This is a genomic window from Dyadobacter sp. HNCC25DJ187 (assembly GCF_056895255.1).
The window spans coordinates 1,287,118-1,312,879 of the sequence record NZ_JBXHAT010000001.1 but is presented as its reverse complement, the minus strand read 5'-3'; the positions used below and the strand labels follow the sequence as shown (position 1 = coordinate 1,312,879).

Sequence of the window (25,762 nt, the reverse complement as noted above, 5' to 3'; positions counted from 1 at the left end):
ATTCGTTATGGAATCTTTAAAGGATTGCGTTCACATGAACCAGCAATCCTTTTTCTATTTATGATAAAAAAAGCTGTTTGCACACAGTAGTTTCTCTATTTTTGCAAAGTATGGCTCCTTATACGGAAAGTGATTTCGTTGCTTTCGACTGGTCTCGTTTAGTACAGGGAGGGAACTATAAACTAACTATTGCCAACCTGGGTTTCCAGGATGGTAAACATCAGCAGAACATGCCTAAAATAATCGTCGCCATAGATGGCTATTCAAGTTGTGGTAAAAGCACAACCGCTAAGCTGGTTGCTAAACAGCTTAATTACCCGTATATCGATACCGGTGCCATGTATAGGGCAGTGACTTTGTACTTCATTCAAAACCATATAAGCCTCACGAATCCCAAAGAGGTTGAAGTTGCACTGAGTCAGGTGCAGATTACTTTTCGCAGACATCCGGAGCTGGGACGCAATGACACTTATTTGAACGGGCTGAATATAGAAGATGAGATCAGAAAGATGTATGTGTCTGAAAAAGTCAGCGAGGTGAGCGCGATAGCCGAAGTACGTCATGCGTTGGTGGCACAGCAGCAGAGAATGGGAAAAGCTAAAGGTATTGTGATGGATGGACGTGACATTGGTACCGTTGTGTTCCCAAATGCTGAACTCAAGATCTTCATGACTGCAGATCCCATGATCCGAGCTCAAAGGCGGCAGTTGGAATTAATAGAAAAAGGCGATCTGATAGGAATCGGAGAAATTCTGGAAAATCTTAGAATGCGTGATCATATAGATACAACGAGGACGGAGAGTCCATTACGACAAGCAGAAGATGCTGTGTTTATTGATAATTCTCTAATGACACTGGACGAGCAGGTGGAAATGGTTGTCAGGCTGGCTGATGCACAGATAGCATCATCGCTCCGTAAAAGAGATTTAAACAATTTAAAATGAACAAAGGGACTCCCGATTACGATTATCTGATCGTCGGTCATGGTATTGGCGGCTTGTCCGTGGCGTGGCATTTACAACAGGCTGGTAAGACTTTTCAGATCATTCATGATTCCACCGCGCCCAACTCTTCCCGGGTAGCCGCGGGTATTCTCAACCCGCTCACAGGAAAAAAGCTAGTCAAAACCTGGTTGGCAGATGATCTCTTTCCTTATGCTTACAGGTTTTATGAAGATCTTGAAATAACCTTGGATGCGAAATTTATTCACAGAACATCGGTATACAGACCCTTTCGGTCATTAGCAGAACAAAACACCTATCTTGCGCAGACGGCTGAGCCTGCAATAGCGCGTTATGTCGGTCAGGCAGAAGATCAGGGAAGTGTAGCTGCGTATACGCATATGGAGCACGGGGCACTGGAAGTAATTGGAGCCGGCTGGATTGACCTCCCATTGTTGCTTGATAAAAGTATTGCTTATTTTTCGGAGAAAGGTGTATTTATTGAAGGTCTTTTTGATTTTCATGATCTGAATCTTTCTGGTGACTTCGTGAAATGGAAAGGTAGCACTTATGGAAAGTTGATATTGTGTCAGGGATTTACTGCTGTAAATGATCCGGTCTTCGACTGGCTTCCGTTTGCACCTGTCAAAGGGCAACTGCTCGAGATTGAAACAGAACAAAAGTTGCAACCTTATATCGTTAATCAAGGGATATTTATTCTTCCTGTGGGAATGAAGAAAGCCAAAGTAGGTGCTACCTATTCGTGGGATCCGCTGGACTGGACACCCACCAAGGCTGGGAGAGAAGAATTGGAAGAAAAGCTATCAATACTTCTGAAAGGTGCTTATCAGGTGACGGGTGAAGTAGCAGGTATAAGACCGTCTGTGAAGGACAGAAGGCCTCTTATAGGTATACATCCGGTTCGGAAAAATATATGCATTTTTAACGGATTAGGTACAAAAGGTGTAACGCTCGGTCCATTTTTTGCAAATGAATTAGTAGAACATTTAGAAAACGGGAAAGAATTAAATCCTCTTGTGAATATTCAGAGGTATTTTTCGTTATATTTCCATTGATGTAAGCCTAAGCATATATGAGGATAAAATCTTTATTATTATTTGCTGTACCAGTTAGTATAGTAGCTCTGTTAGGGCTGAATACTGACGTATCCGCACAGAGATACCCTTCCCAGGAAACTTTCGGTAAGAATCGGGTTCAATACAAAACCTTTAACTGGAAGATTTTCAGAACTACAAATTTCGAAATTTATCATTATCAGGGTGGTACTGACCTGGCAAAGCTCACAGCGCAATACGCTGAAAGTGAGTTTGATAAAATTACAGATGTACTGGGTTGGACACCTTATAACAGGGTAAAGATTTTTCTTTACAACTCTCCGGCAGAGCTGGAGCAGAGCAATATGGGGCTTACCACCATGGACAACCGCGACGATCAAAAGCTTGATCTTGCACAGTCACGTGTGGAGGTTGCTTATATAGGAGATCAAATCGGCTTCAGAAAAAAGCTTGTGAATGATATAAGCCTTTTGTTTATATACGACATGCTTTATGGGGGTAACATGAAGGAGGCGCTGCAGAGCTCTCTTTTGCTTACCGTTCCCGAATGGTTTATGACAGGAGCCGCAGCTTATATTTCAGAGGGCTGGTCGCCGGAACTGAATGATTATATGCGGGATTTCTTTAAAAACCGTAATGTAAGAAAGCCAACACTGATGTCTGGCAATGATGCGAAACTTGTAGGACACTCCATTTGGAATTACATTGCTGAACGCTACGGGAAAGATAAAATATCGGACATTCTTAACCTTACGCGTATTATCCGCACCGAGCAAACCAGTATTACGAGTACACTTGGTGTGCCATCGTATAACCGTTTTTTGCGCGATTGGAAAGCGTACTATCTGAATCTTAACAAAGTTGCCGAACAAACTTATACAACTGCTCAGCCAACATGGAAAGTGAAGCTGCATGAATTTAATGGCTCAGGCACTGCTGCGGTTGCTAAAATATCGCTTGATAAAAAATTTACAGCAGTAAGTGAAGTTAAAAATAGTCGTTATAAGGTTTATGTAATTGATACGGAAACCGGATCCAAAAAGCTGATACGTCAGGGGAAGGCAGATCATGTGGGTGCGAAAACCAATAGTGAGCCTCCTCTTTTAGGCTGGTCAAGAAATAATCTCCTTACTATACTGGTTTCGGAAAACGGGCGAAAAAATATCTACGTCTATGAAAATTTAGGAACTAAGAAAATCAAACTAAAAGTAAAAAGAAATATCCGTGGTCTGGATCAGATTGAAGATATGGATGTTTCTAATGATGGTAGCATGCTGGCTGTAAGCGCTGACAGATCCGGTAGAAATGACATTTACCTGGTGAGTGTTGCAAGGGGTTCTGCTTTGCCGCTGACAAGCGATTTGTACGATGATTTCTCTCCAAGGTTTATTCAGGGATCGTCGCGGAAACTGGTATTTTCGTCAAATCGCCCTGCTGAATTTGGAGATACAATTAAAGCAGATTACAGAACGATCAATGGTCCTATTTCAATTTTTGAACATGATGGAACGCCTAAGTCTGCTGAAATAAAGGTTTTGCTTAAAGGTGAGGGGAAGACCAAGTCCACACCCATATATGCAGATGCTAATGAGGTATACTATTTGTCTGATAGTAAAGGTATTTCCAATGTGTTTAAGATTTCCCGTAACGGAGATTCGCCTCAACAGCTCACCAATTACATACATGGAATCAGAAGTGCAGATATTAATCCAAAGTCGGGTGGTGCATTGGCGTATACGTACCTGAATGATGGATACTATCATGCTGCCGTCAAAAATGGATTTGATACCAATGCATCCATCTCATCTCCGGATTTAAACGGCGGTCAGGCAGCTGGTGTTCAGGAAGGCGCAGTAGCGGTGAAAGACTCTTTGGCTGCAAAACCTCAGGAACCGGAAACATCTAAGCTGGTGCTGAAAGAAGGGGAGGTAGATACTGATAACTATCAGTTTGATGAGGATGTTCTTAAAACTTTTGAGTCGAGACAGCGTCGGGGTGCCCTTTCAGGAACGGCAGGTGTTTTAAATCGTACAAGACCGACAAGAGATAATATTGCAATTAAGGGTCCGTATCCTTACAAAGGTCTGTTTATAACCAATGATGCCAGCTCTGACTGGCGTATTGATCCAATCCGGGGTTTTGGTTACGCTCAGTCGCTATCGATGAATGACTTGTTGGAAAATCATGTGATCAAGGCAGGTTTCTTCATCTCATCCAACTTTAGGAATAGCGATTTGTTCGCCGAGTACAACAACAATACTCATCGAATCGATTTTGGAATCCGCTTTGATCGCAGGGCGTTTTATTCCAGCGCAGAGAATTACCCTCAGAAGTATAGGTTTAATCAGATCACTTTCTCTGCTTCTTACCCGTTCTCGCCTACAAGCCGTTTTACGCTTTCACCTATGTTCAGTTCGTCAAATCTGATTGACGTTGCCATTTTACAGAATCCTGATCTGCATTCTAATTTCGGCGGCTTGCGTAGTGAATATGTTTTTGATAATACAAAAGTGAATGGGTTAAACATGATGGAAGGCACACGGTTTAAGCTTCGGTTTGACATGCAGGCCGGATTGACTTCTGCCAATGAGAGTTTTAATCGCTTGAGTCTCGACTTTCGTCATTATCAGAAGCTACACAGAGATCTGATACTGGCTATTCGTGCGGCGGGAAGTCACTCTGCGGGCAGGGCGCCTAAGCAAAGTGTTTTGGGTGGTATGGAAAATTGGATTGGTTATAAAAGAGATAGCCGTACTGTTAATGATCCACTGGCATTTGGACAAGGTATCGATAACAGAGATATTTTCTTCACTGACTTTGCTACGAATTTAAGAGGGTTCAACCTTAATAAGCTGTCGGGTACAAGTTACATGTTGTTGAATGCTGAATTAAGAATTCCGTTAGTTAAGTATCTGTATCGTGGCTCTATAACTTCCAGCTTTTTGCGGAACTTCCAGCTGGTTGGTTTTGGCGATATAGGAACCGCTTGGACTGGCAAGGGCCCATTCAGTGAAGAGAGTAGTTTAAATACAACGATTATCGGCGCTGACGGAGATACCTACAGAGCGACTGTAACGACCTATAAAAACCCATATCTGATGGGTTACGGACTTGGTGCCCGCACAACTATTTTCGGTTTCTATGTCAAATTCGATTATGCATGGGGGATAGATAATGGCTATACAAATAAGGCTATTCCATATGTGACGCTTGGATATGACTTTTAAGGGGATGAAATGATATTTTACGTCTATAAGTAAGAATGGCAGGAGATTGCTCCTGCCATTTTTTCTGACGCTTACTACCACAATACAGAATATGATGATAAACAAGCTACCACTAAAGTTAATATTGGTAACTGCAACTATTTTAGGGTCAGTAACATGTAGTTTTTCTCAAAGGGAGGTGCTCAGTGAGCAGTATATTCAGAATCCGATGGCAATTAATCCGGCATTTACCGGAGTGCGGGAGACCTTCAATATGACCGCCATGTTTCGCAGAAAATGGTTTAATATTCCTAATTCACCTTCCAGTCAGACATTTGCGGCAGATGGGACTGTCAGTAATGGAAAGTTTGGTATTGGTTTTCAGGCAATGAACGACCAGACCAGCTATTTTACTACCACTGCTTTGTCGGCAAGCTTTGCATATCACCTGGGCATATCCGACGACTGGAAACTTGGATTAGGTGCCCAGGGCGGAATTAATGTTTTACCTGTGTTTGATCTGTCTGTCAGAACAAATAATAGGGCACTTGCCAGTTTTGGTGTGGGTGGATGGCTGTATTCTGAAAATTTCTATGTAGGCATCTCTAAACCGGAAGTGCTTTCTGAGGGCTTTGGTGATCAGGCGATCGGCGGCTTTTATCGCAGACCTCTGTATCTCATGACAGGAGGAAGTTACGAGCTGGGTGATGAGCTGATGTTGCTTCCTCACGCACTTGTTGTGCAAGAAAAAGATCATAAACTGAGAGTGGATCTGGGGGCACGGTTATGGATCAGTGAAAAGATAGGATTGGGTGCGTCTTATCGAATGGGTGGAGGATCAAATGCATTTTCACAATCAGGAATCAATTTCTTTCAGTTGTCCGGTGAGGTTAACATCGGTAAAAATGTACGGCTTGGGTATTTCTATAATTCCAAACAAGTGGAACAAATTTTTACCAACTACACAGGCCCCAAAGGAGTACACGAGTTGATGCTCAAATTTGTTCCGAATCCCAACGGATTCCAGAAGTATTAAATTTATGTTAAAATGAGTATAGTTTTGGGTAAAGTTAATAGGACATTTTATGTGTTTTGTTTACATAAGTGTCTTAACTTTGCCCTGTAAATGAAATAATCACATTTGTGATGGATAAATACACGTATATAGCAAATTCCGACGGTGCTTACATAGAGGAGTTGTACAATTCCTATAAGCAAAACGCAGCTTCAGTAGACGAAGGCTGGCAAAAGTTTTTTGAGGGTTTTGATTTCTCTCAAAAATATCCTGAAAAGGCAAACGGACACACAAATGGTGCTGTCAATGGTAAGGAATCTGCTGCTGCAGGAAAGGCTGATCCGGCTCGTATCCGTAAGGAAATGGAAGTGGTCCACCTGATTCGTGGTTACCGTTCCAGAGGTCATCTTCTGGCTACTACAAACCCGATTAAGAAGCGCAAAGATCGGCAGCCACAATTGGAAATTTCCGATTTTAACCTGAGCATTGAAGATCTTGATTCTGTATTTGAAGCTGGTGTCGAAGTTTTCGGACGCCCTGCTACACTACGGGAAATTGTTGACTCACTCAAGACTATTTATACAAGCAACATCGGTTTTGAATATTTATATATCCGGGATCGTGAACAGAAAAGCTGGCTTCGTAAAAAAATAGAAAAGGAGGCTTTGGATATGGCGTTCTCTATCGATGAGAAAAAGCACATTCTTAAAAAGCTGAACGAAGCAGTCGTCTTTGAGAACTTCCTACATACCAAATATCTCGGACAAAAGCGTTTCTCACTGGAAGGTGGCGAAACAACAATCCCTGCTTTGGACGCCATGATCAATAAGGCGGCTGAGATGGGCGTTGTAGAAGTAATGATCGGTATGGCTCACCGCGGACGTTTGAACGTACTTGCCAACGTGATGCAGAAAACATACGGTCAGATATTTAATGAGTTTGAAGGGAATTTACCCGATCAGGTATGGGGTGATGGTGATGTGAAGTACCACATGGGTTTTGCAAGCCAGATCACTGCTGAGAACGGAGAAAAAGTTCATTTGAAACTGGCTCCGAATCCTTCTCACCTTGAAGCTGTAAATCCTGTAGTTGAAGGTTACATTCGTGCACGTGCTGATGGCATGTACGACAGTGATTACGATCGTGTCCTTCCTGTATTGATTCACGGAGATGCTGCTGTTGCAGGTCAGGGGATTGTGTATGAGGTAACACAAATGTCGGGTCTGCGTGGGTATTACACGGGTGGAACAATCCACTTTGTAATCAATAACCAGGTAGGTTTTACAACGGATTTTGAAGATGCAAGATCAAGTATTTACAGTACTGATATTGCGAAAATCGTTGATGCGCCGGTATTGCACGTCAATGGTGATGATCCTGAATCTGTCGTATTCTGTATGCGTCTGGCTGTAGAATACCGTCAGAAATTCAATAAGGATATTTTCATTGACATGGTTTGCTACCGTCGTCATGGACATAACGAAGCAGACGAACCGAAGTTTACACAGCCTGTTCTTTACAAAGCTATTGAGAACCATCTTAATCCACGCGAGATCTACCAGAAAGTGTTAGTGGATCGCGGCGATGTAGATGCCCAGTTGGCAGTAAATATGGATAAGGAGTTCAAGCAGCTGTTACAGGAGCGCCTGGATATGGTAAAACAAAAGGCATTACCTTATGTAATGCCCAAACTGGAGCAGGAGTGGCATACACTACGCAAAGCTGTTGCAGGAGATTTCGATCAGTCAGTAGAAACAGGAGTGCCTCTTGAAATACTTGAAAAAGTAGGAAAAGCATTGATCAAAACACCTGAGGGTTTTAACAGACTAAAGCAAATCGATAAGCTACTCAAGGATCGTGAGCAAATGATCTTTGATAAAAAAGAGGTGAACTGGGCAACCGCTGAATTGCTGGCTTATGGTTCATTGCTTGCAGAAGGAAATATCGTTCGTTTGAGCGGGCAGGATGTTCAACGCGGAACATTTTCTCACCGTCATGCGGTATTGCACGACGTAGAAACGAACTATTCATATAATAGCCTGGGACATATCAGTGAGGATCAGGGTCCGTTTATGATCTATAACTCGTTGCTGTCGGAGTATGCAGTTCTCGGTTTTGAGTTTGGTTATTCCATGGCCAACCCGAAAGCGCTGGTGATCTGGGAAGCACAGTTTGGTGACTTTGCCAACGGTGCGCAGGTAATTATCGATCAGTTCATTTCTTCAAGTGAAACCAAATGGGATCGCTGGAATGGATTGGTTATGCTACTTCCTCACGGATACGAAGGTCAGGGGCCGGAACATTCTAATGCTCGTCCTGAGAGGTATCTGCAATTGTCGGCCAACTACAATATGATTGTGGCTAATGTTACCACACCGGCTAACTTTTTCCATATTCTGCGTCGCCAGCTGAAATCACAATTCCGAAAGCCATTGATCATCATGTCACCAAAGTCGATGTTGAGACATCCACTCTGTGTTTCTTCTATGGATAGTTTGGTTAATGGTAATTTCCAGGAAACAATTGGAGATACTTACGCGGATCCTAAGAAAGTGAAAAAAGTATTGCTGTGTACAGGAAAGCTTTACTATGAGCTATATGAAAAACAGCAGTCTGAAAAACGTGATGATGTCGCCATTATACGTTTAGAACAAATGCATCCATTCCCACAGGCTCAGATTGATGCACATCTGTCTAAATATAAAAATGCCAAAGTGTACTGGGTGCAGGAAGAGCCGTTTAACATGGGAGGATGGACATTTATGTTACGTATGTATAAGGGTGCTAGTCCACTTCAGGTTATTGCAAGGGAGTCTAGTGCTTCACCTTCTACCGGTTTCAGTAAAATACATGCAAAAGAACAGGCAGAAATTCTGGTTCGGGCTTTTGAATAAAAAGATAAACAAGACACTTAATTCGATCACAAGATTGCAGATAAAATGGCTGAAATTGAAATAAAAGTACCGCCCGTTGGCGAGTCTATTACCGAGGTGACAATAGGAAACTGGTTCAAAAATGATGGGGATTTTGTGAAGATGGACGAAGTCATTTGTGGACTGGATTCGGATAAGGCAACTTTTGAATTGACTGCAGAAGCAGAAGGTGTTTTACATATTAAAGCGCAGGAAGGCGATACCCTGAGTATTGGAGATCCTATAGCTACGATTGATACTGCTGCATCGGGTGGTTCTGCTGAACCTGCACCGGAAGCTAAAACTGAAGCACCGGCAGAAGTTGAGCCTGCCGCTGCCCCCGCAGAAGCTGAGGCCAAAACTGAAGCAGCTGAGGCTAAAATTTATGAAATGAAAGTTCCTGCGGTAGGCGAGTCTATTACCGAGGTTACGATTGCTTCATGGAGCAAAAAGGATGGAGATCACGTAGAAGTGGATGAGATTCTTTGCGAACTGGAGTCAGATAAGGCTACTTTCGAATTGCCTGCAGAAGCTGCCGGTACATTGAGAATAGTGGGGCAGGAGGGCGATACGTTATCAATTGGCGCACTGATCTGCAAAATTGAACAGGGTGCTTCGTCAGGTGCTTCTGCACCATCTGCACCTGCTGCCGCTCCTCAATCTGGTTCTTCTGAAAAAACAGTAGAAAAACATGCTTCACCTGTGGCCGCAAAAATACTTGCAGAAAAAGGTATAGATGTGAAAGACGTAAACGGTTCCGGCGCTGGTGGTCGCGTAATGAAAGATGATGCTTTAAAAGCTGGAAGCAAACCTGCTGAACCTGTAGCAGCATCTGCTCCAGCAGCACCTGCACCAGTTGCTAGCGGAAACCGTGTTCAGCGCCGCGAGAAAATGTCTTCATTGCGTAAAACTATTGCCCGCCGTCTGGTAGCAGTGAAAAATGAAACGGCTATGCTGACAACCTTTAATGAGGTTGATATGAAGCCGGTAATGGATTTGCGTTCGAAATTCAAAGATAAGTTCAAAGAGAAACATGAAGTAGGTTTAGGCTTTATGTCATTCTTTGTGAAAGCAGTTACCGTTGCATTAAAAGACTTCCCTGGTGTGAATGCTTCTATCGACGGAGAAGAGATAATCTTTAATGATTTTGCTGATATATCTGTAGCGGTATCTACGCCAAGAGGTTTGGTGGTACCAGTTATCAGAAATGCAGAAGCGCTTTCTTTTGCTGCGATTGAGAAAGAAATCGTTCGTCTGGCGATACGTGCCCGTGACGGAAAGCTGGGACTTGACGAAATGTCAGGAGGTACTTTCACAATTACCAATGGTGGTACTTTTGGATCGATGCTCTCGACACCTATTATCAATGCTCCTCAGTCTGCCATACTAGGAATGCACAATATTGTAGAGAGAGCAGTTGTAGTAGACGGGCAAATAGTAATCCGTCCTATTATGTACCTGGCCCTTTCATATGATCACCGCATCATTGATGGTAAAGACTCGGTAAGCTTCCTGGTTAGAGTGAAGCAGTTGCTGGAAGATCCGATGAGATTATTACTTGATATGTAATACAGTTGAAGCCCGTCACACGACGGGCTTTTTTTGTTTAGTGCCATGTTAAAGGGTTAAAATAGAGCCTTGAATTTTTTTGTAACTCAGAAATACGGCTACAATATCCATGATGGGATAAACAATCGTTTACTCGTCAATGTATATAAATTATAAACACCACCGGCGCCGTACACCTGCACGTATTAGTAAAAAAGGAATCCAATGCAAACAGGCAAAGCGATTACAGGATTGAATAAAGCGATAAAGTCAATTGTTTTCCTAAGCACCGATAAATCACAAAAAAACCGCTACAGAATGGGCCTGATTCAGATATTTCCGCTTATTTTTGCCTTTGATTAGAAACAGTCAAGATAAGAACTGTGAGAAATCTGGCTGAAGTATCAGCAAAACTTCATGATTTGGATATGACATTCATATGTATCCGGACAGCTTATTCGTAAAAAGTATTTTTTTGAGATATTGATTGTAATTGATTTAAATAAATAAAAGCTAAGCATCTAACTCTAAAATGAAAAAAATCATACTGACCGGCTTACTGTTTGCAGCCTTAAATGCAACCGCTCAACGGGCTAATACCAATACATTGATGAGCCCTGACTTTTGGAAAACAAAACCTACTATTGTGCAGGTTAAAGCTGAAATCGCCAAAGGAAACAGCCCTTCCAAACCGGATGCAGCATCGTGGGATCCGACAGCAAGGGCTATTTTGAACGGTGCGCCTATGGAAACTATCAAATTTATGGTGGAGCAGGAAGGGAATGGTGTAAAGAAAAAAACACACCATAGCGCTTCATATCTGCATTGGGCAGCAGCGAGGGGTAATGCAGAGCTGGTCACTTATCTGATTGAAAAAGGTTCAGATGTACATTTAACGGATAGCCACGGTGCGAGTGTTATTGGCAATGCGGCTGCCAACGGTAACCAGGATAAAGACGTTTACGAAGCTCTATTCAAAGCTGGCGTTTCTCCTAAAACAAAATATGAAAATGGCGCAACCGTGCTTATGCTGGGCGTGGCGGCCGATCCGGATCTAACGCTCACAGACTATTTCGTCTCAAAGGGTCTTGCTATTACCGATAAAGACGAATACGGGCGTACAGTTACAGACTATGCTGCGCGATCAGCAAACAAGGAATTGATAGAAAAATTGATCAAGCGTGGGGTGAAGCCAACTGGTCATGCTATATTTTTTGCAAGTCAGGGGTCAAGAATGTCAAGCGCCGGAATTGATACTTACAAATATCTGGTGGAGACATTAAATTTGGATCCTAAAACAATCAGTAAGGATGGAGCCACTATTCTACATCAGTTGATTCGCAGACCGAATGCCGAAATCATCACTTATTTTATAGATAAGGGCGTAGATTTGAATAAAGCTGATAATGAGGGCAACACATTGCTCATGCTAGCTTCTGCAGGAAGAGATACTGAACTATTGGAGAAAACTTTATTACCAAAAGTTAAAAATATAAATGTTGTAAATGATAAGGGTGAATCAGCTTTAACCAAAGCCATTGCAAGTGGATCTTCGGAGGTGGCAGTATTGCTACTTAAAAATGGAGCGGATGTGAATGTGATGGATAAAGACGGCAATAATCTGGCCTATCACTGGTTTGATTCTTACAGAACAGCTGGTCCTGGTGGCCCAGGAGGACAAGGCGGAAATGGAAGAGAACGTGCAGAACAGGAGTTTGAGAAAAAACTTGAGATCTTAAAAGCGGCGGGTCTGGACGTATCGGCCCCTCAGAAAAACGGAAGTACACTGTACCATCTGGCAGTTACAAAGGATGATGAAAAGCTATTTCAAAAGGCTTCGACATTGGGCGTGAATATCAATGCACAGGATAAAGAAGGAGCAACGCCTTTACACAAAGCAGCTCTGACTGCGAAAAATGATAAGATTTTGAAAACACTAATATCATTAGGTGCAAAAACAGATTTGAAAACTGAATTTGGTGAGACAGCTTATGATCTGGCAAAGGACAATGACTTCCTGGCAGATAATAAGGTTACTCTGGATTTTCTGAAATAGTTTTAAGGAGGCGTTTACAATAATTGTTTGACGCCTTATAAAGTAGTAGTTATTTCGCAAATATAGTGTCGTGACGCCACAGTAATTGTCACACTGAGCTTGTCGAAGTGCATGATGCAAAAGCCCTTCGACAGGCTCTGGGTGACATCACTCATATTGCTATTCAAATATCAGGCGTGGCTCAAATAGATGCGTCCTTCAATTCGACACATTCTCCCAAACAATTATTAAAATTGAAAAATTATCTAATGAAGTATTCTTATAGAGTTCTTGCTCCCTTACTATTTATATTCATTTTTGCTACTAATTCTTTCGCTCAAACCGGTAAATACAAATGTCTTGTGCAAATGAATAACTATACTGGTGAGGCAGCCTACGTAATTATTTCTCTGATAAATCCTCAGGGAGCTTATGATAAAACTTTGTACGTATTAGGGCCAGATAAGCAATGGTATAACACGCTGAAGGAATGGCACAAGTACCAGACAAAAACCAAAGCGAAGCTTAGTGCCATCACAGGTGCATCTATCGCAGGTGGAGACAGAGCAGTGAATGTGATCGAAATAGACGATGCAAAGATCAATAAGGGATACAAACTCAGATTTGAATCAGCAGTTGAAGAACAGAAATACCATGCAAAAGACCTGGAAATTCCATTGACCACAGAAGGCCTGGCCGAGCGCGCAACAGGGAGTGGCTATGTGCGCTTTGTGAAACTTAGTAAAGTGCAGTAAATCCAATGACGCTCTCTATCTGGAGGTATGCACATTTGGCACTTGCTTTTGTTTCTACACTGTTTTTGATCATTCTTTCGGTAACAGGAGTAATTCTGGCGATCGACGCTGTGAACGAAAAGACTCCGGCTTACCGGATCGAAGATATTAATTCCATTAGCCTGTCAGATTGCATACCCACTCTAAGTAAAGTATATCCCGAAATCATGGAGTTGTCGGTAGATCACAATCATTTTGTGACCATCGATGCTACTAATCAAGACGGCGATCATGTCAAAGCTTACATCGATCCCCGTGATGGTAAAGTGCTGGGACCTGTTGTTCCTAAAAGCGATTTTATTCAGTGGAATATTTCGTTGCACCGTTCGCTTTTTTTAAAGGAAACCGGAAGGATTGCAGTAGGCATAGTCTCCTTTCTACTTTTTTTGATCACCCTCAGCGGAGTCATCCTGATTGTCAAACGACAGCAGGGAGTAAGGCATTTTTTTGCGAAAATAAACCGTGACTTCTTCTCCCAGTATTTCCATGTAGTTAGCGGAAGGCTTTTTCTGATTCCAATTCTGGTGATTTCTTTGACAGGAACTTACCTGTTTATGGTCAGAATTGGACTGATGAAACAGCAGGAATCGGAGGCCGTTATTACCGAGGGAAAGGATGAGGCTACGCCTTTGGAAAAATCGAAATTTCCTGTTTTTCAACAAACCAGACTAGTTGATGTTGAGAAGGTAGAATTTCCTCTGATGGAGGATGATCCGGAGGAGTTTTTTGTGTTGAAACTCCGCGATAAAATTGTTACAGTGAATCAGATTGATGGCTCTGTAACAGAACAAACATCCATTGCCAAAACGGTTATATTGGAAAAACTGAGTCTGGATTTGCATACAGGTCGTACCAATATTATTTGGGCAGTTGTGCTGGGTTTCGCTTCGCTGAATATTTTGGCTTTCATTTATACTGGATTTGTGATGACTTTCAGGCGAACGCGTACCAGGGTCAGGAACAAGTTCAAAGCGGACAGCGCTGAAATTGTATTGCTGGTGGGTACTGAAAATGGCAGTACATTATTCTTCGCGAATCAGATTCATCAGCAGTTGCTTGCCGATGGTAAACGCTCTTTTATGACTGAAATGAATCAGTATTGTACTTATCCGCAAGCTAATCATCTGATCATTTTCACGTCAACTTACGGCTTAGGTAGTCCGCCAGCTAATGCAACACATTTCATAGATTCGGTAAAAAGGACATCACAGGCTCAGCACGTTACTTTTAGTGTTGTTGGTTTTGGATCAAAGGCTTATCCGGATTTTTGCGAATTTGCCAAAGATGTCGACCAAATATTGGAAAAGCAGCAGTGGGCAAGTCGTTACCTGAATCTTTATACGGTGAATGATAAATCTCCGGATGAATTTGTAAAGTGGGTACATGCGTGGAGCGAACGCTCCCTGACGGCTCTGGCTACCGCTCCGGCACTTTATACCGAAAAACAGATAGGTTTGAAGAGTCTGAAGGTGGTTGAGAAAACATTGGTCAGCACAGATAACACAACATTTAAAATAATACTGGCTCCAGCGTCTGGTAGCGACTTTCAGTCGGGCGATTTACTGGCGATTTATCCTGCTAACGATAGCCGCGAACGCTTTTACTCCATTGGTGAAAACAATGGGATGATTCAGTTGGTGGTGAAGTTATATAAGAACGGATTGGGATCGAGCTACCTGTATAATTTGGAAGTGAATAGCAAGATAAAGGCACGTATCGTACAGAATTCCGCTTTCCATTTCCCACAGAAGGTAGGTTCGGTTGTAATGATTGCCAATGGAACGGGTATTGCGCCTTTCCTGGGCATGGTGATGAATAACCATTCAAACGTGCCCATCAGCATGTACGCAGGATTTAGATATGATAATGAATTGACAGAACAATACAGGCAATTTGCCTCCGGTGAAATAGGACAGAAGCGACTAGAATGCCTTAAGATAGCATATTCCAGAGGTGATCAGCCTCAATATGTAATGGATCTTATACGAAAAGACAGTCAGTATTTTGCAGATTTGTTGGCCAGTCAAGGTGTGATTATGATCTGCGGCTCGTTAAAAATGCAGCATGATGTCGAGCTTTTACTGGAAGAAATTTGCCTCTCAAAAAATAATCAGACGTTGAATTATTATAAAAATCGCAATCAGCTGATGACGGATTGTTATTAAAATGACCGGAAAAGAACGATTTTCATATGGTTTGATGAGCATTCTGATGATAGGATGCTCATTTTCCTGTTATGCCCAGTTGCTGGTAAAACGGCAAATGACACTCATGGGATCTTTGTTTGATATCAGCGTAGTCGCAAAGGATTCTGTCCGGGCAAATGTTGCAATTGACTTGGCAGTTGTCGAAATTGAAAGAATTGAAAATCTGATCTCCGAATGGCGACCTGATACTCAGATTTCCGAGGTGAACAGAAATGCAGGAATCAGGCCCGTAAAAGTAGATCAGGAAGTGTTTGCCCTGACCAAAAGAGCCATTGATTACTCCCGAATGACCGATGGTGCATTTGACATCAGTATAGCAGCTATGGATAAGCTATGGCTTTATGATGGCAGTATGACCCATATGCCTGATTCTTCCTTGGTACAACAGTCAGTAAAAAAAGTAGGCTATGATCATATTGTTCTGGATAGTAGCAATTCCACAATTTATCTGTCCCTACCGGGTATGAAAATTGGCTTTGGCTCTATCGGCAAAGGTTATGCAGCGGATAAGGGCCGGGAAATTTTGCAAGCTGATGGTATAACAGGAGGGATTATAAATGCGTCAGGAGATCTTTCAGCCTGGGGAGAACAGGTAAATGGTAAACCCTGGAACATTGGTGTTACAAATCCTTTTAAAGTCAGAAAATTTGTGAAAATTCTTAAAATCAAAATTAGTTCAGTAGCTACTTCCGGAAGCTATGAAAAGTATGCTGAAATAAATGGGAAGCGTTACTCGCATATCATTAATCCTAAAACAGGCTATCCATCTACCGGCCTTACAAGCGTTACTATCGTTGGGCCAAGTGCTGAATTTGCCAATGCCTTAAGCACTTCTATCATGGTCGTTGGTGTTGAGGAAGGTCTCAGATTAATGAACAGCTATCCTGACTATAAATATGTTTTTATAACTGATAAGGAAAAAATAATCCGAAGCAGGAAACTATGATCTTTTAAAGAGGTCGGAGGGCTGATTACTGAACTTTAAGTGTTTTGAAGCAAGAAGGTGCTATTTATCTGGCTCAATATGAATCAGAATATTTCCGAGCTCAGGAAAGTTCTTTCTCAGCCTATCCTGCAATTTATGAGAGAGGATGTGCCCGTCACGAACAGGAATATCGCCGTCAACAATGGCATGAAGTTCAATGTGGTAAGTCAATCCCGCTTTTCTGATCCAGCATTTTTCGGTACCTAAAATTCCCGGTTCTATGACGGAGATTTCCCTTATCTGTTGCTCCAGCTCATCGTATAGATTTTCATCCATGATTTCCGCTAACGCCGGCCTGAAAATAGAGTAGCAGTTATAAAGAATAAAAACAGCGGCGAACAAAGCAGCCCAGTCGTCGGCGGACTCATAACCCTGCCCCATTATGCACGCGATGGAGATTCCTATAAAGGCGGCTACAGATGTGATAGCATCACTGCGGTGGTGCCAGGCGTCTGCCTTGAGTGAAGAACTATTGGTTTCTATGGCTCTGGTCATCACCTTTCGGAATGAATATTCTTTCCAGGCAATAATGAGTGCTATTACAGCAAGTGTCCATGGCTCAGGAAGAGCATGCGGCGTACGGATATTTTGAATGCTTTCATAAGCAATAACTACGGCAGAAACAATCAGAAAACCTGCAACCAAAAAGGTGAAAAGTGGTTCAGCGCGTCCATGACCGTAGGGATGATTACTGTCCGCAGGTCGGCTGGTATATTTAAGCCCGAACAGAACCAACACGGATGCGAAAATGTCTGCGGTTGATTCGATTGCATCTGCCACCAATGCATAGGAATTACCAAAGTACCCGGCAGCTCCTTTAATGATAGCTAAGCCCGCACTGCTGAAAATGCTGAAATATGTCGTACTTATTGCTTTTTCGTGCGGACTGGGTTCTGGCATGTGAATGAATAAGGTACAGGATCAAATATACTAAAAAGTGGCTAGGAACAGCTGCCACGCAATTATTCAATGACCAGAATTTGTAAGCTTGAGGTACAAAAATAAGTTTTTCGGTGATACCATTTATCCATATAGCAGTAGGCAACAATTAATTCTTCAGATATAACCATATCGCGCCCTCAAAATGATTGATAAGGGCGTTATCAGACCCAAATTAATTTTCTTTCTGTATAAAATTTTAACGATAAGATGCCTATTCAGCACTGGATTGTAGGTCAAGATATGCTACAGATTTCCGTATTCCTTTCTCTATCAGCATTCCTGAGATCGAATTCGCCATGTCAATGGATGCTTCAATTTCTGTTTTGCGAATGGCAACGCTTTCAATATTGAAACCGAAAGGAATGGCATGTTCCACACAGTAAGCCGTAAGCTCAGAAGCTATATCCAGACAAACTCTGACTGATCTGTCAAGCATATCCTCTTCTGCCAGTAACTCTCTTTTTAGCTGCTCAGGTATATGAATACCAAGCCATTCCATAAAACTAAGTGTTTTAGGAGAGCCACACGCTGTGATGGTAAATATAATCGTCGGCGGATCTATCTGCTTACTTGCACAGCTCGCCGAAAGGTCTTTGACAACTTGTTTTGCATAGGCAAGGTCAAAAACACATTGAGAAATGAAATAGGATACACCGCTGTCCATTTTATCAAGCATTCTTACATCCTCATCTTTGAGCACTTCATGTCTTTCCGGAATGGTAACCGCTCCGATAACTGATGTTTCCTGATACGTTTCCCAGATTTTGTACGCTTGTGGTAAACTGGTTTTTACCGGAAAATCCGGTGCGGGAACGCCTACGAAGACAGGATGGAACTGATGTGCATGCAGTTGCTGAAGCCACTCAGATATCTCTTCGGGAGAGAACTTGCCGGCAGGACGATAAATGATCTTGGGCACATTTAATCCTCCTAAATGCTGAGTAGCAAATGTAAGTGGGTCCAGCGCATTAATAAACGGAAATGGCCTTTCCTCTTTGGTCCGGGCTGACTCGTCCTGTACATCATACACTACCAGTGCATCTATATCTAGTGACGACAAACGCTCTACTGTCTTATTTGCAATTTCCTCAATGCGCTCGGCAGTGGTACTGGCTTTTGGCGGAGTGATGCCATAAAGCATTACACCTGATTCCTTAGATTTTATTTTTTGTAGAAACATGATAGATTTCTATTGGCGGCTGTGCCTCTTCTATGTATTGTAAAGTAATAAGTGTTCTTTTTCTCCGCAGGTTTAGAATGCCTTTGTCTTTAACCCCGAAATATATTCAAAATATCTCTCACTATCTGCTTTCTTACCATTAATCCGTTTGTGTTGAGCCGTGTTTAAGTATAAGGTAATGTTTCAAACATACTCTTTAAAAATACTTTTTCCCGGATTCCTGTACCGATACAAATCGTCTTTTAAATAAGGCAGAGCAGTCATATTTGCCCTGCCTTATATCGTGTTATGCAATGATTGTTATCAATTCCCGCGCCTGCTTTGCTGCAGTTACCATATTTTCAAGAGCAGCTTTCGTTTCCGGCCATTTTCTGGTTTTCAAACCGCAGTCGGGATTTACCCATAAGTTCTGAGCCGGCAATAAATTTGCGGCTTTTTCCAGAAGTGAAGTCATTTCTTCCGTAGATGGTATGCGTGGTGAGTGAATATCGTAAACGCCAGGCCCAATCTCGTTCGGATAATCGAAATGAGCAAATGCTTCCAGTAATTCCATTTGAGAGCGGGAAGTTTCTATTGTGATCACATCCGCGTCCATAGCTGCAATGTGCTCAATGATATCATTGAATTCGCTGTAGCACATGTGTGTATGAATCTGAGTTTTGTCCTGTACACCACTGGCTGTGATTTTGAAAGCATTTACTGCCCAATTCAGGTAATGTGGACGTTGGGATTTACGTAGTGGCAAGCCTTCGCGGATCGCCGCTTCGTCTATCTGAATAATACCAATACCCGCTTTTTCCAATGCCTGTACTTCATCGCGAATTGCAAATGCGATCTGGTTAGTAGTCACTTCGCGGGGCTGGTCGTCGCGGACAAACGACCATTGCAGAATTGTCACCGGGCCTGTCAACATTCCTTTCATAGGTCTGTTGGTTTGTGCTGCTGCGAACGTACTCCACCGAACGGTCATGTCGGAAGGACGGCTTATATCTCCATAAATAACTGGTGGCTTCACGCAACGACTGCCGTAGCTTTGCACCCAACCATTTTGGGTAAACAGGAATCCTTCAAGTTGCTCTCCAAAGTATTCAACCATGTCGTTACGCTCGAACTCCCCATGTACCAGTACATCGAGATCAATTTCTTCCTGCCAGCGGATTGCATCAATGGTAGCTTGTTTGATTGCTTTTTCATATTCTTCCACAGTTAGCTCGCTCTTTTTGAACTTGGAGCGCAGTTGACGTATGTCATCCGTCTGAGGAAAAGATCCGATGGTTGTCGTCGGGAATGCAGGCAAATTGAAGCGTTCCCGCTGTATTTGCTGACGAACCGGAAAAGTACTTGTACGTTCAAAATCTGTGGTGGTAATCGCTGCTAGTCGGTCTTTCACTACTTGCTTATGAACTTTCTGGGAAGACCGTCTGCTGGCAATAGAGGCTTTGTTAATTTCCAGTATGGCACTATTTCCATCAATTATTTGCTTGAGATCGTTTACCTCGTCTAGTTTCTGTTTCGCAAATGCCATCCAATTTTTAATCTCAGGATCAAGTGCTGTTTCCAGATCAAGATTAATAGGACTGTGAAGCAAGGAACATGACGGCCCAATCATCACCCGATCAGAACCCAGTTTTTCAATTACCTTATTGATTTGGCCGATTGACTTTTCGTAATCGTTTTTCCAAACATTACGCCCGTCGACCACACCTAAGGATAAAATAAGTTGATCCGGAATGCATGTTAGGACTTCATCCAACTGGTCTGCTGCACGAACCAGGTCAATATGCAGAGCCTGCACCGGCAGATTGACAGCCAATGACGTGTTGTCCAGCAATGCATCAAAGTAGGTTGCTACCAGTATTTTAACGCCGTTCACCTGAGCAGCAATACTACGGTAAGCAGATTCAAACGCTTCTTTTTCTTTTTCAGAAAGATCGAGTGCAAGGGTTGGCTCATCCAGCTGAATCCATTCTGCGCCAAGTCCGGCAAGACGGTTGATAATTTCAATATAAACAGGTACCAGATTTTTAATGAGGTCAACTCTTTCAAAACCAGCTTCCTTTTCTTTTCCGAGCAGTAGGTAGCTCACAGGTCCCAACAGAACTGGCTTCGCTTTTTTTCCAACAACCTGTTTTGCTTTGTTGTATTCGTGGAAGATATTTCCATCTGAAACGCGGAACTGCTGGTTTGCTTTGAATTCCGGAACAATATAGTGGTAATTGGTATCAAGCCATTTGGTCATTTCCATGGCTGTAATATCAAGACCGTTTTTTTGGTAACCACGGGCCATAGCGAAATATACATCCAGCTCATTTTTTGTTTCCGCGAGAACTGCTTCATAACGCTCAGGTATCACTCCAAGCAAAATGCTTGTATCCAATGTTTGATCATAAAAGCTGAAATCATTACAAGGGATGAGATCAATACCGGCATCCAGTTGCGTTTTCCAGTTTTCTTCCCTGATCTGTTGACCTACTTTTTGAAGTTCGGTAACTTCAATTTTTCCTGCCCAGAATTGTTCAGAAGCTTTTTTGAGTTGTCTTTGTCCACCAATCCGCGGGTAGCCCAAATTTTGTGTTAACATTTTCTTGACTGTTTGATAAAAAAATAGTTAAAAATGTTTTGCACAACCAGGCAATGTTTCGCTAAATAAGTAATAATAGAGATGAATGGTCATAGAAGTAATAAACTCTTCAGAATCATATTGTTATTCGCGCAAACATTGTCTATCTGGTAACAGGCAGGTATCCTGGCTTATAACCTGGCGTTCGTCCTTCCCAATCCGAAAATCAGTGGACATACTTTGAACGACAGTGGAGATGTTAAATACAGTTGCGCGACAGCTCGTGATTCTTACACGATTCCCTTTTCATTCCGACTTTCATCAGAAACCCATTCCAGTGTTATGTAAAAGAACAATGAATTAGTCTATCGATTAGACTAAAAATCCTTACAAATCTATATATAAAGATTTTATTTCTGAATAAGTATAATTTTAAAGGATATAAAATCTATTAATAATTTGAATGTCTAGATTTTTGATCTTTTCGGATTGTTTTTTCAGTAAGAAATAGATAATTAATCTGTGTCGTCAGAGCGTAAGAGATCTTTTAAGGTTGAAGATATTATGTCTACGATACACCCGATTGTTAAGGAATAAACCAGATTGCGGAACAGTCGGGAGATCGTTTACCGCATCGTACTATCGGGAGCGTTTTCCTTTGCGTACACGCCGCCACCAAAGGAGAAATCCCGTGATAGAAAGCATTCCGGGTGTGATTCCGACGATTACATATAGAATTTTTACAACTACACCACCAAAGTTGCCGACATGCAGGGGAAATACTGCTGCCTCAAGTCGATCTGGTAATGGTTTTTCAATCAAACGGTTGATCTGCAGTATTTCACCGCTATGCTGGTCTAAGCGGACAGAATTGCCGCTACCCCAAATTTGCCATTGGCCATCCGCATATCCTCTCACTTCAAACTTGCGTTGAGGCTGGGTAGGCAGATACACGTAGGTAGGTTCCAATCCCGGTAAAGCAGCCAACGCCCTTTTGTACATGTCATCGGCAGATACTGACATCAGGGTATTTGGTTTGGTTGAAATCAATTCATTTTGCCATGTCTTGCCTTTAAATGCAAACATGTTCAGCCAGAATCCCGTGAAGAAAATGATCATGTTGATCAGCATAGACCACACGCCCACAATACGGTGAAGATCCGAGCAGATCGTTCGCCAGTTTTTTCTGTTAATTCGGATACGAAAAGTAAGCACCTTCCAGATCATCTTATTGTAAACAACAGCGCCGGTGAGCAGTGAAATCAGCATCGTAATTCCGAAGATAGCGGTAAGGGCCGCGCCCGGAACACCCAGTTGAAAGCTGAAATGAAACTGTAATAGCCATTCTATAAAGCTGGGTGTAAAATGGCTTGCGGGGCCTTCGCGGAGAATTTTACCGGTGTAGGGATCAAACGAGATCAGCGCCAGATCGTAGGTGAATAACCGGGTATCGTTAAAATAGATTCTGAAATTATAAGCTTCATCAGGTTTTGCATCGGGGTTGAGCCAGGCAATTCCGTCCAGATCCTGATAGCGTTTGGTAATCGTGTCGTAACACAGTGATAGCGCCTTATCTCTCTTCTCGTTCTGAGAAGGAATAACATGAAGCAGGTCTTTATTCAGGAATGAATCCAGCTCGGTACGAAAAACAAGTATGGATCCGCTGAGTCCCAGCAATATCAGAAACACACCTGTCACCAGACCAAACCAGCTGTGTAACGTAAACAGACTTCTTTTAATTGACACTTTAGCCATATTTCGGTCACGTGATATTGTTTGTTAGGTTCATTGCTCAAAATTTAATATCAGAAAGAAGGGCAATCAATGCCCTTCTTTCTGATTCACCATAGTTGATAACTCAACCCGATACGTATATTGAAAGGATCTCCGAGTCCTGCTGTAGTCATACCTGATCGGCTTCCTGTCAAGTAATGCCTATTGGTCAGATTATACGCATTTACCTGAAACACATATCGGTTACGATGGTAGGAGAGTGCTGCGTCAAATACGGTATACTCGGGAAAAAGGAAATTCTGGTTGCTGAGTAAACCAACCTGATTACTTACGTATCGCATGCCTGCTGCTGCTCCCAATCCTTTCAGCGTACCGGATGTCAGCGTATATTTTCCCCAAAAATTCACCTGATGCTTAGGAGCATTGGCGAACCGGTCGCCTTTCTTTCCATATGAAGAGGTGCTTATCAGAACGTGCTCATTGAAGGCGTATCCGGCAATCAGATTCAATCCTTTTAAATTACCTGTCAGCGAAAACTCTGTTCCACGGCTACGCGTGCCATCAATGGCGGCCTGGCGGTGTGAATTTTCCTCGGTCGGGGCAGCGGTAAGAATGTTGGCATAGTTGATCTGATAAAGAGATACACTGGCCGATAAGTGGTTGTCGATCAGGTCAGCTTTGGAACCAACTTCATATTGAGTAGATTGCCGGGTAGGGAATGGGCCGCCAGCTAGTATATTATTTGATGTCTGTGGATTGAAGGATTTGAGATAAGTACCGTAAATCGATACATTTTTTACCGGCAGATACACCAAACCTATTCTTGGAATCCATCCGGATGCTTCCAACTGGTCGCCCTGTTTGCCGTCTCTATCCGACAGTGGCGTTTCTTTTCCATGATAAGCATCATAGCGCAGCGACAAAAGAACTTTCAATTTCTCACCTACACTGACCTGATCCTGAATATATCCTCCTATCAGATTGGTAACACGCTTGTTATCATCGGATTCAATAACAGGCGCGGATGCGTCAGGAACACTTCCTGTATAATCGGGATTGAGGATAGAAATCCTTGTAGAGCTTTTGTACTGGTAGTCATTTTTTGTCCAGCCATATCGGTTGTAATCAACACCGGCAACGATCTGATGACCGAGTAAACCGGTTTTTGCTGTGTAAGTGGCGTAGGCTGTCGTTTGCAAACTGAATCTGTCTGTTTCCCAATCCTGATATCCCCGACTGATGGAATCGTTGCGGATTCTGCCCGAAGGGATATGATCTGTGTAGTCAAGCGTATTTCTCACAATGCGCTGTACGACATTTAGTTTCAGGTTCTGGCTGACCTTGTGGTTGAAACTCAGCGTGGCGGATGCGTTGTGGGTCTTACCATAATCCGTAGGGCTCTGAATGGTCAGATGGTGAGGGTAATAATTAAAATCAAAACTGCCATCAGGCCGGGAATAGATATAGCTCCCGTTGTCGTACTGATGCACCGCCTTCTGATAAGCATAGTTTACCTCCAGATTGACCGATGTATTATTGTTGACCAGATAAGTCAGAGATGGTGCAACAAATAAATTCTGTTTATCCTGGTAATCCCTGAAACTTTTGGAACGGTCATAACCAACAATGGCGCGGTACAAAAGCTTTTTATTTTGGGTAAGCGGACCAGTGAAATCAACCGAGGCCCGTCTGAATGCCCAGCTTCCCAGAGATAGTTCAATGCTTGCCTTTTTCTCGGATAAAGGCTGTTTGGTAATAAAATTGACAACACCTCCCGGAGAACCTTCGCTGAACAAGGCGCCAGAGGGCCCGCGTAGCAATTCTACCGATTCTATATTGTAAAGCAAAGGCTGCTGACTCCATAAAAACAGGTTTCCACGAATTCCGTTATAAAGTAAAAAGCTGGCATCATTGGGTGAGTAAGCAGTAAAACCGCGTATTTGAAACGAGCCGTTTCCATTGTTGGCTTTCATGCCCGTAAATGTGCCTGCGATCTCGTTGAGTGTAAACGCCTGGCGGTCTTTCAATACCTGTGAACCCAGCACTTGTACCGATTGAGGTGTTGAAAGTAGCGGTGTATTCAAGCGTGTTGAAGTTCCCGATGCCAGTACTTGATAACGGTTTTTACTGGTTGTAATCACCACTTCTTTCAATTCCTGTCTGCTTTCAGAAAGTTGCAACGTAATAAATGGATTTTTTCCTTCTGTAATACGCAAATGCTGCGTGTAGGCTGTATACCCAATATTGGAAACCGACAAAATATAGGATCCCGGAATAACGCCGAACAAGCTGAATCCACCCGTGTCATTCGTAGAAATTCCCAGCGTGGTATTCAGAAGTTTGATACTTGCACCTGTAACAGGTTCCTGATCTGCATTGATGATACGGCCGCTGATCGTTCCTGATCCCGGTTGCGCAAGTGAATAGCTTCCATTGATGATCGTCAACAGAAAAAGTAAAATATATTGAAATTTCATTTGAGTAATATGAATAAAAGCCTGTTGCACAGACATGCTGAATACAACAGAGAACGAAATGAGTATTGAATTTACAAGACGAGCACTGCAGCCTGAAAAGGTTGACAGCAATAAACACGGATAAAAATCAACAGGTATTGCTAACGGTTC

At 42.6% G+C, this 25,762-nt stretch carries 15 protein-coding genes and 1 riboswitch; of the genes, 10 read left to right on the top strand and 5 right to left on the bottom strand.

What is annotated here, in order from left to right; translation table 11 throughout:
• The first annotated feature begins 230 nt into the window (after positions 1–230).
• The 10 genes from cmk to AC1XUE_RS05310 all read left to right on the top strand — a co-directional run bounded on the left by cmk (position 231) and on the right by AC1XUE_RS05310 (position 16,680).
• Complete coding sequence (gene cmk / locus AC1XUE_RS05355) at positions 231–944, top strand: (d)CMP kinase (RefSeq protein ID WP_483355997.1); 714 nt, start codon at positions 231–233, stop codon at positions 942–944.
• Complete coding sequence (locus AC1XUE_RS05350) at positions 941–2,017, top strand: NAD(P)/FAD-dependent oxidoreductase (RefSeq protein WP_483354903.1); 1,077 nt, start codon at positions 941–943, stop codon at positions 2,015–2,017. The genes cmk and AC1XUE_RS05350 overlap by 4 nt, the downstream gene beginning before the upstream one ends.
• Positions 2,018–2,034: 17 nt before the next feature.
• Positions 2,035–5,244: a hypothetical protein gene (locus AC1XUE_RS05345; protein WP_483354902.1), complete on the top strand. Its 3,210-nt coding sequence runs from the start codon at positions 2,035–2,037 to the stop codon at positions 5,242–5,244.
• 91 nt (positions 5,245–5,335) lie between these two features.
• Positions 5,336–6,259, top strand: coding sequence for a PorP/SprF family type IX secretion system membrane protein (locus AC1XUE_RS05340; RefSeq protein WP_483354901.1), 924 nt, complete (start codon positions 5,336–5,338; stop codon positions 6,257–6,259).
• A gap of 110 nt (positions 6,260–6,369) precedes the next feature.
• Positions 6,370–9,132 (top strand): 2-oxoglutarate dehydrogenase E1 component, encoded by a 2,763-nt coding sequence (locus AC1XUE_RS05335; protein ID WP_483354900.1) that lies wholly within the window; start codon positions 6,370–6,372, stop codon positions 9,130–9,132.
• 45 nt (positions 9,133–9,177) lie between these two features.
• Positions 9,178–10,719: a 2-oxoglutarate dehydrogenase complex dihydrolipoyllysine-residue succinyltransferase gene (gene odhB / locus AC1XUE_RS05330; protein WP_483354899.1), complete on the top strand. Its 1,542-nt coding sequence runs from the start codon at positions 9,178–9,180 to the stop codon at positions 10,717–10,719.
• Between the two features lie 511 nt (positions 10,720–11,230).
• Complete coding sequence (locus tag AC1XUE_RS05325; RefSeq protein ID WP_483354898.1) at positions 11,231–12,754, top strand: ankyrin repeat domain-containing protein; 1,524 nt, start codon at positions 11,231–11,233, stop codon at positions 12,752–12,754.
• Positions 12,755–13,002: 248 nt separating this feature from the next.
• Complete coding sequence (locus AC1XUE_RS05320; RefSeq protein ID WP_483354897.1) at positions 13,003–13,488, top strand: DUF2271 domain-containing protein; 486 nt, start codon at positions 13,003–13,005, stop codon at positions 13,486–13,488.
• 5 nt (positions 13,489–13,493) lie between these two features.
• Positions 13,494–15,692: a PepSY domain-containing protein gene (locus AC1XUE_RS05315; RefSeq protein ID WP_483354896.1), complete on the top strand. Its 2,199-nt coding sequence runs from the start codon at positions 13,494–13,496 to the stop codon at positions 15,690–15,692.
• A gap of 1 nt (position 15,693) precedes the next feature.
• Positions 15,694–16,680 carry an FAD:protein FMN transferase gene (locus tag AC1XUE_RS05310; protein ID WP_483354895.1) on the top strand — a complete coding sequence of 329 codons (987 nt, stop codon included), beginning with the start codon at positions 15,694–15,696 and terminating at the stop codon, positions 16,678–16,680.
• Positions 16,681–16,740: 60 nt separating this feature from the next.
• On the opposite strand, the gene AC1XUE_RS05305 is transcribed toward AC1XUE_RS05310, so the two are convergent.
• From AC1XUE_RS05305 to AC1XUE_RS05285, 5 genes are all read right to left on the bottom strand, one after another.
• On the bottom strand, positions 16,741–17,619 hold the full coding sequence (locus AC1XUE_RS05305) for a cation diffusion facilitator family transporter (protein WP_483354894.1): 879 nt from the start codon (positions 17,617–17,619) through the stop codon (positions 16,741–16,743).
• Between the two features lie 253 nt (positions 17,620–17,872).
• Positions 17,873–18,841 (bottom strand): methylenetetrahydrofolate reductase, encoded by a 969-nt coding sequence (locus AC1XUE_RS05300; protein ID WP_483354893.1) that lies wholly within the window; start codon positions 18,839–18,841, stop codon positions 17,873–17,875.
• A 286-nt stretch (positions 18,842–19,127) separates the two neighbouring features.
• The gene (metE, locus tag AC1XUE_RS05295) at positions 19,128–21,422 is read right to left on the bottom strand and encodes a 5-methyltetrahydropteroyltriglutamate--homocysteine S-methyltransferase (RefSeq protein ID WP_483354892.1); all 2,295 of its coding nucleotides are present in this window, start codon (positions 21,420–21,422) and stop codon (positions 19,128–19,130) included.
• A 138-nt stretch (positions 21,423–21,560) separates the two neighbouring features.
• Positions 21,561–21,748: riboswitch (cobalamin riboswitch) on the bottom strand.
• A 292-nt stretch (positions 21,749–22,040) separates the two neighbouring features.
• Positions 22,041–23,156 (bottom strand): PepSY-associated TM helix domain-containing protein, encoded by a 1,116-nt coding sequence (locus AC1XUE_RS05290; protein WP_483354891.1) that lies wholly within the window; start codon positions 23,154–23,156, stop codon positions 22,041–22,043.
• Between the two features lie 86 nt (positions 23,157–23,242).
• Positions 23,243–25,612 carry a TonB-dependent siderophore receptor gene (locus AC1XUE_RS05285; protein ID WP_483354890.1) on the bottom strand — a complete coding sequence of 790 codons (2,370 nt, stop codon included), beginning with the start codon at positions 25,610–25,612 and terminating at the stop codon, positions 23,243–23,245.
• Positions 25,613–25,762: the final 150 nt, after the last annotated feature.

Bases quoted from the DNA above. Each gene is read 5' to 3' on its own strand.
- AC1XUE_RS05350 (WP_483354903.1), top strand. From the start codon at position 941: ATGAACAAAGGGACTCCCGATTACGATTATCTGATCGTCGGTCATGGT.
- AC1XUE_RS05315 (WP_483354896.1), top strand. From the start codon at position 13,494: ATGACGCTCTCTATCTGGAGGTATGCACATTTGGCACTTGCTTTTGTT.
- AC1XUE_RS05290 (WP_483354891.1), bottom strand. From the start codon at position 23,156: ATGGCTAAAGTGTCAATTAAAAGAAGTCTGTTTACGTTACACAGCTGG.
- AC1XUE_RS05335 (WP_483354900.1), top strand. From the start codon at position 6,370: ATGGATAAATACACGTATATAGCAAATTCCGACGGTGCTTACATAGAG.
- AC1XUE_RS05320 (WP_483354897.1), top strand. From the start codon at position 13,003: ATGAAGTATTCTTATAGAGTTCTTGCTCCCTTACTATTTATATTCATT.
- cmk (WP_483355997.1), top strand. From the start codon at position 231: ATGCCTAAAATAATCGTCGCCATAGATGGCTATTCAAGTTGTGGTAAA.
- AC1XUE_RS05345 (WP_483354902.1), top strand. From the start codon at position 2,035: ATGAGGATAAAATCTTTATTATTATTTGCTGTACCAGTTAGTATAGTA.
- metE (WP_483354892.1), bottom strand. From the start codon at position 21,422: ATGTTAACACAAAATTTGGGCTACCCGCGGATTGGTGGACAAAGACAA.
- AC1XUE_RS05340 (WP_483354901.1), top strand. From the start codon at position 5,336: ATGATGATAAACAAGCTACCACTAAAGTTAATATTGGTAACTGCAACT.
- AC1XUE_RS05310 (WP_483354895.1), top strand. From the start codon at position 15,694: ATGACCGGAAAAGAACGATTTTCATATGGTTTGATGAGCATTCTGATG.
- AC1XUE_RS05325 (WP_483354898.1), top strand. From the start codon at position 11,231: ATGAAAAAAATCATACTGACCGGCTTACTGTTTGCAGCCTTAAATGCA.
- AC1XUE_RS05285 (WP_483354890.1), bottom strand. From the start codon at position 25,612: ATGAAATTTCAATATATTTTACTTTTTCTGTTGACGATCATCAATGGA.
- AC1XUE_RS05305 (WP_483354894.1), bottom strand. From the start codon at position 17,619: ATGCCAGAACCCAGTCCGCACGAAAAAGCAATAAGTACGACATATTTC.
- AC1XUE_RS05300 (WP_483354893.1), bottom strand. From the start codon at position 18,841: ATGTTTCTACAAAAAATAAAATCTAAGGAATCAGGTGTAATGCTTTAT.
- odhB (WP_483354899.1), top strand. From the start codon at position 9,178: ATGGCTGAAATTGAAATAAAAGTACCGCCCGTTGGCGAGTCTATTACC.